This window comes from Bradyrhizobium sp. HKCCYLRH1034 (assembly GCF_051168375.1).
GTDB lineage: Bacteria > Pseudomonadota > Alphaproteobacteria > Rhizobiales > Xanthobacteraceae > Bradyrhizobium.
On the sequence record NZ_JBNPUW010000001.1, the window covers coordinates 735,195 to 748,943 of the forward strand.

The following is a 13,749-nucleotide window of genomic DNA, read 5'->3' on the forward strand; positions in this document are numbered from 1 at the left end:
GCCATTCGCGCTAGAAGCCCGCGATGTCGATACTTGGGCTCGTCGGAGATGCTCGCGTGTCAGCACTTGGGCGGCGCTCGTTGCGCGGCAGAGACGCGGCTGGCCTACCAATCGCTTGGACGCCTGCCGAGATCTGGCTAAGTGTTTTCAGTCATTGATAATTGCTGCTGGGTTCATGTCCGGCGTGCGGAGCGTCGGGCGGCGCAGCGTAGAGCTGCATTCATGCCTTTACATCGCGAAGTAATAAGCGACGTCACACTTCGCCAACGACGGCCCTACTCCGAAAGAAATTGCGTTCGCGCGATGGCGCAGCTCGGACGAAGCAATGGAATCCAACGAAAAGCTGCAAGCGGACGCGACTGAGATTGCGGCAAGACGCCGCACGCTTCTCTCGTGGAGATGTCGCATCTACGCACGCGAATACCAGCCCCTTCCGATCAAGGCAGTCAAACCGGAAAGGCGCTCGGCTTCTTTAAAGAGATTCTAAACCGGTTACGCGAACCGACAACGGTGGTTCTCGAAATGATAACAAATCAGTTGGCGCAGTTTTCAGGGTCGACGACACGCCCGGACTCGCTCCCATCATTACGCCGCATTGCGTGACGCTATTATTCGCCAGTTAGTGTGGTCTATCTGACGTTGGCTTCAGTATTCCCTCGAATGCCATCGACGAAGACGTCGCCTGACCACATCAGGATCGTGAATAGTCAGATACGTCCATCTTCTTCCACGCGCGTGATGGAATTTTCTGCAAAGCGGGACGGACGTCAGGACGGGAGTTGAGGGTGAACCGATTGCTTCGCTTGGTCGCCGCTATCATCGGAGAGGCACTATGAACGCTGTCCATCGGTTGGAGCCGGCGGCCGGACCGTTGCAGAATGTTCTTGGGTATCTCACCGAGATGATCCTGCGCGATGCACGTGCGGTCGCGCGCCTGTCTGACCATCGGCTTGCGGGCGGACAATGCTTCGTATTTCATCAGCACGAGCTGGAGAAGCTGCCCGGCATTACCTACAACACGTTCGACGCTGATGGCCCCGTGTGGCTCTCCATCGAACGCCTGGTCGCCACCGATCCTCCCGCCGTCGAGTACGACCTGGCGATGTGGATTGACGTGTCCGCTGATCCGGACCGTCGCCCGCTGGTTCGGCAACGCGTGACGAGCACGGTGCACGCGGCGGAAAAAGACCGGCTGATCGCGGCCGGTCACGCACGCGCCGAGCACTGCTCGCCGGCGAACGGCTCGGGGGAGGCCGCCGGGCTCTGGAACGTGCGATTGCATCTTGAGCAACGCCCGGACATCGTCGAGCGTCTGGACCGCTATCTCGCCGGCTCGTGGACCAATTGGGCCGCGGCCGAGCGGCTACGCCGCAAGACCATCGCGGTTCACCAGCGATTGCGCGAGATGGCTCGCGTGGCGGGAGCCGGAGGCAACGATGGCAGCTGCGAAATCGTGTGGGGCATTGGCGTGTCACGCTGGCGGCAACAAGGCCGCGAGTTGGATGTTCCGCTGCTCGAACGCTTGGTCGAGATCGAGGTCCTCGATGGCTCCGACACCGAAATCAGAATCCGGCCCCGCATGGTCGGCGCGACGGTCAATCTCAAGGCGTTCGAACCGCTGACATCAGCGGCCGGATTGGCGGGGCAAACGGCCGAGCAGTTGCTCGAGACGATCGAGCGCGGCAACGAGCTTTCGCCATTCCAGCCCGCCAGCTTCGAGCCGGTTCTCAGCGCCATCGGCTCACAGCTCGACCCGCATGGGATCTACTGCCCCACCATGCCCGACTCCGCGTTGCTGCTTCCCGAGGAGGACGAGCAACTGGTCGTCTCCGATCGCTGGGTGATCTTTGCGCGGCCGCGCTCGGACGCACTGCTGTTGCGCGACATCGAGCGGCTGAAGCGAGCGATCGAATACGCGCCCGGCGACGCTTGCTGCCTGGCCGCACTGTCTCGCCTTCTGCTTGGCGCGCCGGACCACGAAGCCCATGACGGCGCGCGCCGTCGTCTATCCAGCGTGATCGGTGACCCGATCGACGTCGGGCCGGATGCGCAGATCGCGGCGGATCACGGCGACCTGTTCTTTCCGCTGCCGACGAACTCCGACCAGATGGAGGTCGTACGACAGCTCCGGCGATCGGACGGACTTGTCGTGCAAGGCGCGCGCGGGTCCGAGCGCACGTCCACCCTCGTCAACCTGGTTTGCCATCACCTCGCAATGGGCCTGCGCGTTCTCGTCGTCTCGCGCAACGAGGCTGCACTCGGACTGTTGTCCGAGAAGCTGCCGCGCGCTGTCCGTGATCTGACCGTCGATCTAACCGGCTCCGACAAGGACGTCTTGAAGCATGCGGAGACAGTCGTCAGCCGGCTGCTGTCGATCCTCAAGACCACGAACCCGCGCGCGCAGGCGGAACAGGTCAATCGGCTGGAGCGCGACATCATCGCGACCAGCGTCGAGATATCGCGTCTCGATGACGCGTTCGCAGACATCGCCAGCCGCAGCATGCTGCGGTCATCCGGTGTCCCCGACCTGCCGTTCGACGCGTTGACCACGCTGATCGCCGACCGCGACGCCTATGCCTGGTTCACCGATCAGCCGTCACGATTCGTGAGTGAGAGCGACCTTCTGGTTGCGGCAGTCGAGCAGGCCCGTGAGGCGCGTGTTCGGCTGGGTACCGATCTCGCATATGTCGACGACGCGCTCCCGGAAATCGCGGCCCTGCCGGACGCCGTGACCGTGAGACGTTTGCACGAGGACCTGCAGCCGGCGCGGATCGACGGCGAAAGCCATGACAGCCGGCTTGCCTGCCAGATCATCGCGGAGCTCGGGCCGGACGGAGCGGACTTGCTCGCCGGCGACCTCGACGCGCTCGCGGCGGCCCACCGGATCATTGCCGACGAGCCCTGGCTCGCAGCGCTGTCGCCGGTCGGCCGCAAGGCCGATGCAATGTCGGTTGACGGTGGCATCCTCGTCGATTTTGCCCGCGATGCGTCGTCCCTGCTGTCGCAACGTGCCGGCTTCCTGGTTCGGCCGGTGGAAACGCCGGCGGACGCCTTCGCCAGCCAGGAACTGCTCACGATTGTCGAACGGCTGTCGGCCGGAGCAAGGCCGTTCGCGACATTCTCCCTGTCCGGCCGTGCGTTGAAGCAGACCGTGGAGGCGATCAGGGTGGCTGGCTTCGCGCCGAAAGGCGCGGCCGACTGGGGCCATGTTCGCGACTATCTGACCTGGCGTCGGCACCTGCATTCGCTCGACGCCAGATGGCGATCGCTAGCGGCCGAAATCGGTGCGCCTGCGCCCGAGCCGGACTCCTCTCACACGTTCCACGGTCACGAGCGCGTCGTCAAAAGCGTCGAGGCCGCGATCGTGCTGGCGGCGCTGGCGAAGCGCAATGTTCTCACCGCCGCACCGAAGCTGTCGATGCCGGACGACGCGATCGCCGGACTGCTCGGTGACGGCCGAAGACTGTCCGCGCTCGCAGCCGCAGTGAGGAGCATGACTCTCCGCATCGGCAAGCAGCGGCTGGAGCTCACCCGGCTGAACGAGCTGTTTGGCGGCAGCGGCAAGATCGCAACGCAGGCTCATGCCGACGTGCTCTCGCAGATCGGCCGCGACGGTGTCGACCCGCGCGACATCGAGACACGCTGGAGCACCCTTCGCACCCGGCTGCAGTCGCTGCACGACCGGCGCCAAGATTTCGAACTGCTCGACGAGGTCTGCCGAGCGATCACCGAGGCCGGAGCGGACGCCTTCGCCCGGCGGATCAGGACCGAGCCGGCACATCCGCAGACCGGGGATCCGGTGCTCGTTGCAGATTGGATGATGGCCTGGAATTGGGCGGTGCTGATGCGGCAGACCGAAGGCATCGGTCAGCATCAGCGTTTGCAGGGCCTGTCCGACCAGCGCGCGGCGCTGGAGACGCGACTGCGCGAGCTGTTCGGTCAGGTCGTCGTGGCACGGATGCATCTCGGCCTGGCACAGAACACCGGCAGCGCCATGAGGCAGGCGCTCACCGTGTTCATGACTACGCTGAGAAAGATGGCAGCGACCTGTTCCGGCCCCACCGCATGCCGGTTGCGTCAGGCTGCACGCGAGGCACTCGAGAGCTGCTACGAAGGCATCCCATGCCAGCTCGTGCCGGCATGGCGCGTGGCCGAGCAGCTACCGGCCCGGCTCGGCGCATTTGATCTCGTCGTCATCGACGATGCCTCGCAATCCGATCTGCGCGAACTCACTGCGATGCTCCGGGCCCGCAAGGTCGTCGTCATCGATGACGATCGGCAGACCGGCGAGCGCGTCGCGCAAGGTGAGCACGACATCGAAACCATCGCACGCAGCATCCTGCGCAGCGGTCCGGCTGCCATGCGCCGGTTCCTGCTGCCGGGCGCAGCGCTCTGCGATTTCGTCAAGATGCTGTTTCCCGACCGGATGATCAGACTTCGGGAGCACGCTCGCCGGGTCGATCCGGTCGCGCTTGCAGCCGTCGGCTCACCGCAGCCATCGGCACCGCCGGCGACCAGCCCGCATCCGGCTCCCGCGCGGCTCGCTGGCGCTGCGGAGGATCACCCGGCATCCGCGCGATCCGTAACGCGCCGCGCCTATTCGCTGGAAGACGAGATCGCCACGGTGGCCGAAAGCCTGTCGCTGGCGCGGCTCTCGGAGCAACGCGCTGAGCCGGCCATCTCGATCGAGAGTCCGGTGCCGGATTGGCTGGGCAACCGCGCCGGCGCCGGCATCGGGGCGCGTCCAACGCGGCGCCGCGAGCATGAGGTCGCGACCGATGAAACGCGTGCCGCCTCGTCGTCTGATACGCCCGCCTCTGCGCCGCCCGCGTCCGTCGCGCCCGCAGCGCCGGTCGAGATCGAGGAGAATGAGCCGCCCGTAGCCGATCGTTCTGCGCAGGCTGCAAAGTCGCCGGCGGACGATGCCGCCGTCGCACGAGTGGCCGTGCTCGCCCGCCCGGCGGAACTGTCCGAGACGACGACGCGCGGCCAAGCCGAGTCGGAGCGCGACGCCGTGCATATCGATCATCGCGCGCTGTCGCCGGGTCGGCGTCCGCGGCCTGATCATGGAGCGAGGCGTCCACACCGCTCGCTCCGCCGGCACATGATGGCCGCTGCCGCCGGCTTGGCGGTCGCGGTGGTTGGCGCATCGATCTACTGGCAGCCGGCGGCGAGCCGGATCACGACGTCCTTGCAAACCGTTTTGAACCGACTCCCGGTGTCCTGGAATGCCGCCTCGCCGGCCGCCGCCGAGCCGCGCAAGGTCATCGCGGATCGGATAACGCCTGACGCCAGGGGCGGTGCTGGCGGCGATGCGATCACCACGGGGAGCGCGACCGAGACGATGGTGTCACATGCCGTGCTGTACCAGGAGGATCCGCAGGATCCGCACGGCAAGCGCTATCTCGGGAAAGTCACCTGGCATGTCGAGCCTGCGGCAGGAGCGGTGCCAGCCTCGATCAAAGGCGATGTCGAGATCGACAAGAGGATGACGGCGACGTTGTCGCTGCGTCCAAACAAGGAAGCCGAAATGCCGGCGAGCCACATCATGGAGATCAAGTTCAACTGGCCGGACGACCCGTCTCACGCCGGGGTGGAGACCTTGAAGGGCGTCAGCATGAAGCCCAAGGAAGCGGGTCGCGGGACCCCGTTGACCACCATGACCGCCAAGGTGACGCCGGAGTTCTTCATGATCGCGCTGTCGGCGGGGGATGTCGACATGAAGCGGAACGTGTTGCTGCTCAAGGGCAAGGACTGGATCGACATCCCGATCGTCTACAATGGCGGCAGCCGGGCGGTGCTGGCGATCGAGAAGGGAGCGGACGGTGAGCGCGCGTTCAAGGATGCGTTTGCCGCCTGGGGACAATGATCCGGCGGCAAGGCCGACGCACGGAAGGCGCCGTCCTATGATCGGCATCGACATCCTCGCGCCATCGCAGGCTCCGGTCACCGATCGGGACGAGCGACCGCTGACCGCCGTGACCTATCCGGTGCCTTGCGAGCAGTGCGGCCGGATCGTGCGGGTGGCGATGAACACGCTGCGCCCACCCGGCTTCCACCGCCTCGACGAGCAGGTCGCCTGCCCCGAGATCCAGGAGCGCCGCAGCAGGGGCGACGGCGGACTGTTGTTGATGATGTGCGGCCCCTTGAAGCAATCGCTCGCCGTACGATGCGATGCGGCCGAGGTCGAGGCCACCGCTCCCGGTGGCGGACAGGCGGGACGGGTCGTCTGCAGCATTCCCGGCGTCTCGATCGCTCAATACGCCCCGAACGAGGCGCGCAGCCGCGCGGAGATCTGGCAGGCGCACGGCTACGACAAGCTGGCCACGAGGCTGCGCGCGGCCGCAGCAAGGGCGGAGCGCAGGCCGCTGGTCTGGACCCGCGCTGCGGCGGCCAGCCTCGGCGCATTGTTGCTCGCTGCCGCCGCCAGCTGGTTCATGCTGGCGCGGGAGCCGGCCGCTCCCCCGCCAACACAGCCGCAAGCCGCCGAGGCCTCCGTGGCCGCGTGGAGCCGCGCAAGCGTCGAGAGTTCGGGGCGCGTCGTCACGGCAGAGGCCATGTCGGCCGCGACCGCCCCGGCGCCGATGCCGGACGCGCCCTCGGACCCTGCAACGCTCTCGCGTTCCACGGAAACCGCGCCGCTCGAGGCACCCGCCCTGCTCGCGTCGGCAAGCGCTGCGACCGCTCCCGAGACTGCGCCGGCAGCAGAGTCGACCGCGACCCCAGGGCCGGCGGAGGCAGCGGCGATTCGCCTGCCTGACATGGTGATGATTCCAGGAGGGGCATTCGCGATGGGCGGCGTCGAGAGCTCCGAGCTTCCGGTCCACCGCGTCACGACCAAGCCGTTCGCGCTCGGCAAGTACCCGGTCACGATTGGCGAGTGGAAGGCGTGCGTGGCTGACGGGGCATGCGCCGACGTGATGAGCGGCCCGGACGACAACCCCGTGACGAATGTCGGCTACGACGACGTCAGGGGCTATCTGGCTTGGCTCTCGCGGGCCGTCGGCAAGCCGTTCCGGCTCCCGACCGAGGCCGAATGGGAATATGCAGCGCGCGGCGGCGCAACGACGGCGTTCTGGTGGGGCGACCGGATGCGCTCCGGCATGGCCAATTGCAACGGATGCAACGAGCCCGGCGCGCCCGCGCAGCTCATGAAGGTCGGAAGCTTTGCGGCCAATCCGTTTGGCCTGTTCGACATGGGCGGGAGCGTCGACCAATGGGTGGCCGACAGCTGGCACAAGAGCTATCAGGGCGCGCCGTCCGATGGCTCGGCATGGATCGACGAGCAGAGCTTCGTCCATGTCATTCGCTCGGGTTCATGGAAGAAGGATGCGAGCTATGCCCGCAGCGGGAGCCGCGACCGCTATGATGGGCGCGTCAGGTATCCGACCCATGGCTTTCGCCTCGCTCTTTCGCTCTGATGCGGCCGCGGTATGCTGAGCCAGGCCAGCGTGCCGTCGACGCCGATGCGGGGCCTGCGCCCGCAAATGTCTCGCGCCACAGCGAACACCAGCGTCGCAGATCCGCAGGACGCCTGGTCTGCCGAGCCTCTTTATTCAAATTCTTATCGGGAATCGTAGGACGAGACCGATCGAAACCTCAAATTTGCCGCGCTACGCCCCATTCATGGACCGGCTACACCGTTCGATATTTGCGATCGATGATCGTCGTTGTTTATGAGTTGGGGATATGTGGAGTGAGAAATCTACGCGTCGCGCGCCGCTACTGGATCTGACGCCCTGGCGACGACGTCGTCTCGCCGCAGTCGCGACGCTCGGGTCCACCGTGTTGGCCTGCACGCTGGTGCTGTTGCCGACTCTCGCATGGGCGCAGGCGAAAACGGCGCCGAAGGACGCCTACCTGTATTTCATCACGCCAACCGACGGCGACACCGTGAAGACCGCGTTCTGGTGCCGGTTCGGACTTCGCAACATGGGCGTGACCCATGCCGGTGACGCCTTTGCCAACACCGGCCATCATCACCTCCTGATCGACGCCGATGAGCCGATCAGCCCGGGCGAGCCGATTCCGCAGGACAGAAAGCACCTGCACTACGGCGCGGGCGAGACCGAGGCCCTGATCGAGCTGCCCCCCGGCAAGCATAACCTGCAGCTCGTCCTGGGCGACGGCATGCACTTCAACTTCGATCCACCGCTGGTATCGAAGAAGATCACGATCACCGTGAGCAGTGCTTCGCAGAGGCACGGGCAGAGCGCCACTTACGCCCACCGGCGGACGCGGCATCTTCACGCGCACACCGCGCGTCAGGCGGCGCAACCGTCGGCCACCGAAGCGCCGCCGTCCGATCCGGCAAAATCGGCGGGAGCCGTCGATTTCATCAAGAGCTTCCTGTCGGGTGCGAAATGAGCCTCCGCCCGCTCCCCGATGGAGCCGGTTCGGCCGGCACATCAGTTCATCGCGACGTGCCGGAGCCTCCAACCGCAGCACTGCATTTGTCCGGCTCGGCTCTATTGATACGACCTCCAGACGCGAGGCTTGCTTCGCCTCGGCGAGCGCCAAGAGCGATCATCAGCATCGGTCCAAGCTCGGAGGCGAGGCGCGGGGAGACCACGCCATTGATCGTCCGGAACAGGTACGACAGGAAATAACCAGCCGCGAATGGAATGAACACCAGAGCCGTAACGGTCCAGCCTGGGATTGCGGCACCACCGACCTTGGCGTCAACGCCCATCCTGCCGAACATGTAGTCCGGCTCAAACTCCCAGAAATCAATAGTTCAGCTTGGAAACTGGCGCTCCCTAAGGAAGCAGGGAAAACCAACAAAATCAAAGAATCAGCACTCCTTTTGGGACGCCATGGCCGCGGTGCCCATGGCCTCGCCCGACAGATGCTGGTCCGGCGAGTTGGGCTCATTCCCCGTCATGCGATCGCGCGCACCGCATTCGCGATCATCTCCGCCACCGATCCATCGTGGGCGAAGCCGAGGGCCAGCTCGGCGGTGGCATCCAACTCGGGATAGCGGCCGAAGACGTCCTCTATGCCTTGATCGGGATCGAACGTCACGCGCGCGGCGCGCTCCGCGCCGAGCAGCTGCGCCAGGCCGTCCACCACCTCGGCGATCGAGAGACGAAGCGCCGGAAGCTGCAGGGTTCCGCAGACATCGAGCTTCCCGGCGAGGAGGAGATTGTCGACGGCGGCCTTCGCGGACAACCACCAGGCCGTCGCGCCCGGCGACACCGGACAGACATAGCGCTCGCCCGCGGACAGCGCATGCAGCAGCTCGCTCATGAACGCCGATCCGAAGCCGCTCACGGGCCTGGGCCGCGCCACGATGCCGGGCAGCCGCAGTGCGATACCCGACAGATCTCCGCGTCGCGTGTGATCGGCGAGCGCGATCTCCACCATCCGCTTGTGCGCGCCATAGGTGATCGCCGGCCGCGCCTCCGTGCGTGCGCCGACCCGCGCCTCCGCAAGCGCGCCGTAGACGGCGATGCTGCTGGCATAGACCACGCGCGGCCGATGTCGGCTCTCCGCCAGCAGCTGGAAGAGATCCAGCGACGCATCGAGATTGACGCGGCGGCCGAGCGCGGGCGCGGCCTCGGCGCGGCCGCCGGGAATGCTGGCGAGGTGGAACACGAGGTGGAACGGCGCGGCGCCGAGTTGCTCCAGCACGGCGGGATCGTCGAGGCCGCCTCGGATCCAGTACAGACGCGCACCGGACAATCCCGCTGGCGCCTCGGCGAGATCGAGTGCGGTGATTTCAGCACCGTCCATGTCGATCAGCAACCGATGCAGCAGCGCACGGCCGATGAAGCCCGCGGCCCCCGTGACCAGAATACGCATGGTTCAATCCGGCCGATCGGCGCCCGCCGCACGAACCACGCGCTGCGCGACACGCCCGAACGGACCCGGCCGGCCATCGGCGAAGCAGGCCTGCATGGTCACCTCCTCACCGAAGCGCAGGAACGAGGTCCGCGCCGCGCCGTGTTCGATCATCTCGATCGCCCTGACCTCGGCAAGGCAGCTCGATCCGGCGGCGCGATCGGCGTTCGAGACCGTGCCCGAGCCGATGATCGTACCGGCCGTCAACCGCCGCGTCCGCGCCGCATGGGCGATCAGCTGCGGGAACGAGAACGCCATCTCGCGGCCCGAGGCTGCGCCGATCCGCTCGCCATTGCGCCGGACATGCAGGGCCATGTCGAGCCGGCCATCGCGCCAGGCATCGCCGACCTCGTCCGGCGTCACCGCAAACGGCGCGAAGCTGGTCGAGGGCTTCGCCTGCAGGAAGCCGAAGCCGGTGCGAACCTCGCGCGCGCCGACCGCGCGCAGGCTCCAGTCGTTGATCTGCACCAGCAGCCGGATTCGTTGCGCAGCCTCTTCGGCAGAAGCAGCCATCGGCACGTCGTCGACGATGACGCCGAACTCGCCCTCGAAGTCGATGCCATCAGCTTCTGTCACGAAGGGAACATCGTCCTGCGGCCCGAGGAAGTCGTCGCTGGCGCCCTGGTACATCACCGGGACGGTGTCGAAGTCGGGGATCGGCGGCTTACTGAAGGCGATGTCCATCAGCCGTCCGTGATTGAGGAAGGCCGAGCCATCCAGCCATTGCGGCGCGCGCGGCAGCGGTGCGAGGCATCGCGCGGGATCGAACGCCATCACATCGGCAGCCGATCCATCCTCGAGACTTTCAGCGAGCCGGCGCAACGCCGGCTCGACCAGCTGCCAGTTCCGCAGCGCCGTCAGCAGATCCGGCGCGATGGCGCTCGCATCGAGCACGCGCGCATGATCCCTGGAGACGATGACCAGGCCACCGTCGGGGCTGCCGTTCCGATAGGTCGCGAGTCTCATCAGCTGGCCTTGGTCGGGTTGGCTTCGGGACCGAACTTGCCGTCGACCAGGATGAACAGCATCCGGCACGGCTTGTCGCTGCGGTTGGCCCAGGCGTGGTTGGTGCCGCGCTGGATCACCACGTCGCCGACCTTGAGGTCAGCGGTGCCCTTGTCGAGCACCAGCGTGATCTCACCGGAGATGACGATGCCATAGTCGATCGTCTCGGTGCGGTGCATCAGCGGATGTGGCGATTCCGTCGTCACGGTCGAGGCGTGGGGGTCGCCGATCTGGCTGAACGCGGCATTCATGCGCGCCGCGCCGTTGCGGAGAAAGTCCTCGGTATCCGGCGGAATGTCGACGAAGCGGATGCGGCTGCCATGCGTTGGCGGCGGCAGCCGCAGCGGCCCGATCGTCGGATCGGGACCGTTGTCGATCAGCGCCGGCGTTGCCTGCGTGCTCCAGACCTCGTGGAAGAAGGTGCCGGGGATCGCCGCCAGCTCGGTGACGGTTGGCAAGGCGCCGTCGGACGAGATCACGGCGGCGCCCTGCGCGTCATGGCCGGTGACGACGCGGCGGATCTGCGGAAGGGTCATGCTGGAGGCCTCCTGGTCAGGCGATTTCGAGAGAGGCGGCGGACGCTGCGCCGCGCGCAGCGAACACGCGCGAGAACATCACGACGGCGACGGATGAGATGATGACGGCGCCGAGCCCGAGCGCAGGATAGCCGAACAGCTGCACCAAGGTGCCGCCGAGAATGGGGCCGATCGCAGCGCCGATCATCAGCATCGCCGGCGTGCCGGCCAACGCCCGCGCGGTCGGGTCGAGACGCGACAGCAGCCCGAACGCAAAGGTGTGGGTGAAGATCATTACCGCGGCAAAGATCGCGGTCGGGACCGCATAGGCGACGAAGCCGGAGCCGAAGGTGATCGTCACGGCGATCAGCGCCTGGCAGACCGGGCCCGCCAGCAGCACGTGTCGCGCCGGTAGCCGCCGCTCCATTATGGCGGCGAGCGGCGCCGGCAGCAGGTTGACGAAGCCGAGCGCGATCAGCACGCCCGTCACCGCGTCAGCTTCGAAGCCGCGGTCAGCGCCGATCCGCTCGATGAAGCTGAACAGCATCGCCTGGGTCAGCGCCATGCAGCTGATGCCGGCAATGCCGAACCAGACGGCGCGCGGCAGATGGCTGACCTCCGCGATCAGATCCTCGTCACTGCGCACCACGCCCTTCGGAAATGACAGCGCCGCCGCCAGCGCCGCGACCGCCATCACGCCGGCAAACACGACGAACAAGGCCTGGCCGCCGAAGCTCGCCACGAGATTGGGCGTCATGCCGAGAAACAGAATGGCAAACACACCGAGCGCCATTCCGACGATGGCGAACAGGCGGTGCGGGTTGGCGCTGCGTGCGATGGTGCCGTGAGTGAAGCTCAGCCCGCAGGCCGCTGTTGCGCCGCCCAGCGCGTGCAGCATCGCGAGCAGCGCAAACTCCGACGTTCGGCTCGCGGCCAGGAACACCAGCGCGGCCACGGCGTATCCCGCAGCCGCCGCCGGGCGGGCGTTCATCCGGTTGAAGCGAGGTGCGAAGAACAGGCTGCTGAGCACGGCGCCCAGCAGGAACAGCGTGGCCAGCAGTCCCGCCTGCTGCGGGCTGAACCTGTAGCGCTCGATCAGCGCGCCCACCCAGACCGGCAGCGCGACGAGATCGACCATCCCGGCGCAATGCGCGACCATCAGCGCGATGCGTCCGCGCCACGTCTCCGTCGTCACCGTCATGGCTTCCTCCCCGTTGATGATGTTGTTCGTTGATGTTGTTGGCTCAGATCGGCTGCGTCAGCCCGACGATCGACTCGCGCATGATCCTGGCGTGCTCCGCCTTGTCGCCGTTCTCCATTTCGATGCGGCAGAGCTGCGCGGAGTTCTCGATCACCATGCGGCAGCGCTCCCAGCGGCGCGCATGGAAGCGGTCGAATGCCTCCTGCAGGGTCGTCGCGCGAGCCAGCTCCTCGGCCAGCACGATGCCGCTCTCGATGCCGATGCCCGCGCCGGAGGCGAGGTGAGGCGTGGTCGCGGCCACGGTGTCGCCGATCAGGATGACGCGGCCGCGATTCCACGGCGCCGGCACCAGCAGGTTGGCGAGCGGCCGATAGTCGATGGCGGCGTCGGGAGCGAACAAATGCGCCCGCAGTGCCACCAGCACGGGATCGCTGAACGGCGCCAGCAGGTCCGCGACCAGTTGCGGCCAGGACGCGCGCTCGGCCTGGAGCTTTTCCGGCCGCGCCTCCGTCACGAACATATACATGTGGCTCGGCGACACCGGGTTGACGCCCGCCTTGACCGCACCACCCAGCCACATCCGCGGACGCACGATGTCGGCCGGCCGCGGCAGCACGGCGCGCCAGACCACCTGGCCGATGTATTGCGGCGACTTGACCTCGGGAAACAGCAGCGCCCGCGTCTTCGAATGCACGCCATCGGCAGCCACCACGAGATCATAACGGCCCGTCGTGCCATCGGTGAAGGCGACCTCGACATCGCCGTCGTGCTGCGTGATCCGCGTGTAGGTGCAGCCGACACGCACGTGAACGCCAGCGGCGCGCGTCGCATCGGCGAGGATGCGCCCGAGTTCGGGCCGCATGATTCCGCCGCCGCCGGGCACATCCGATCCTACGGCCTTCGGTGTCGGGATCTCGCCGATCCGATGCCCCGATGGCGCGAACAGGTCGACACCGTCAGCCGTGTAGCCGCGCCGCGCGAATTCCGCGAACACGCCGATCGTCTCGAGCGCGCGCAAGGTCGGTCCGCTGACCGTGATGCCGGCGCCCTCCGGCCGCCAGTTCGGATCGACCTCGACGAGATCGATGTTGATGCCCGCCTTGCGCATCTGGATCGACGCGGCCATACCGGAAAAGCCGCCTCCGATCGTCAGCACCCTGCTCACCACTGCCATGGTGCTTCCCC

General features: G+C 66.8%; 9 protein-coding genes. 3 read left to right on the forward strand and 6 right to left on the reverse strand.

The annotated features are described in order from the left end of the window. Window positions 1-832: 832 nt before the first annotated feature. From ACQR0W_RS03290 to ACQR0W_RS03300, 3 genes are all read left to right on the forward strand, one after another. Window positions 833-5,869, forward strand: coding sequence for a helicase (locus ACQR0W_RS03290; RefSeq protein WP_316170675.1), 5,037 nt, complete (start codon window positions 833-835; stop codon window positions 5,867-5,869). 37 nt (window positions 5,870-5,906) lie between these two features. Then, window positions 5,907-7,421 carry a formylglycine-generating enzyme family protein gene (locus ACQR0W_RS03295; RefSeq protein ID WP_316186877.1) on the forward strand — a complete coding sequence of 505 codons (1,515 nt, stop codon included), beginning with the start codon at window positions 5,907-5,909 and terminating at the stop codon, window positions 7,419-7,421. A 382-nt stretch (window positions 7,422-7,803) separates the two neighbouring features. Further along, window positions 7,804-8,367, forward strand: a complete 564-nt coding sequence (locus tag ACQR0W_RS03300) for a DUF4399 domain-containing protein (protein WP_316186890.1) — start codon at window positions 7,804-7,806, stop codon at window positions 8,365-8,367. A 46-nt stretch (window positions 8,368-8,413) separates the two neighbouring features. On the opposite strand, the gene ACQR0W_RS03305 is transcribed toward ACQR0W_RS03300, so the two are convergent. From ACQR0W_RS03305 to ACQR0W_RS03330, 6 genes are all read right to left on the reverse strand, one after another. Next, window positions 8,414-8,704 (reverse strand): hypothetical protein, encoded by a 291-nt coding sequence (locus tag ACQR0W_RS03305; protein ID WP_409998656.1) that lies wholly within the window; start codon window positions 8,702-8,704, stop codon window positions 8,414-8,416. A gap of 176 nt (window positions 8,705-8,880) precedes the next feature. After that, window positions 8,881-9,804, reverse strand: coding sequence for an NAD-dependent epimerase/dehydratase family protein (locus ACQR0W_RS03310; protein ID WP_316170677.1), 924 nt, complete (start codon window positions 9,802-9,804; stop codon window positions 8,881-8,883). Between the two features lie 3 nt (window positions 9,805-9,807). Further along, the gene (locus tag ACQR0W_RS03315; protein ID WP_316186878.1) at window positions 9,808-10,809 is read right to left on the reverse strand and encodes a fumarylacetoacetate hydrolase family protein; all 1,002 of its coding nucleotides are present in this window, start codon (window positions 10,807-10,809) and stop codon (window positions 9,808-9,810) included. Next, on the reverse strand, window positions 10,809-11,384 hold the full coding sequence (locus tag ACQR0W_RS03320) for a cupin domain-containing protein (RefSeq protein WP_315715576.1): 576 nt from the start codon (window positions 11,382-11,384) through the stop codon (window positions 10,809-10,811). The genes ACQR0W_RS03315 and ACQR0W_RS03320 overlap by 1 nt, the downstream gene beginning before the upstream one ends. 16 nt (window positions 11,385-11,400) lie before the next feature. Next, window positions 11,401-12,558, reverse strand: a complete 1,158-nt coding sequence (locus tag ACQR0W_RS03325; protein WP_316170698.1) for an MFS transporter — start codon at window positions 12,556-12,558, stop codon at window positions 11,401-11,403. Between the two features lie 49 nt (window positions 12,559-12,607). Continuing rightward, window positions 12,608-13,738: an FAD-dependent oxidoreductase gene (locus ACQR0W_RS03330; protein WP_315828108.1), complete on the reverse strand. Its 1,131-nt coding sequence runs from the start codon at window positions 13,736-13,738 to the stop codon at window positions 12,608-12,610. Window positions 13,739-13,749 lie beyond the last annotated feature (11 nt).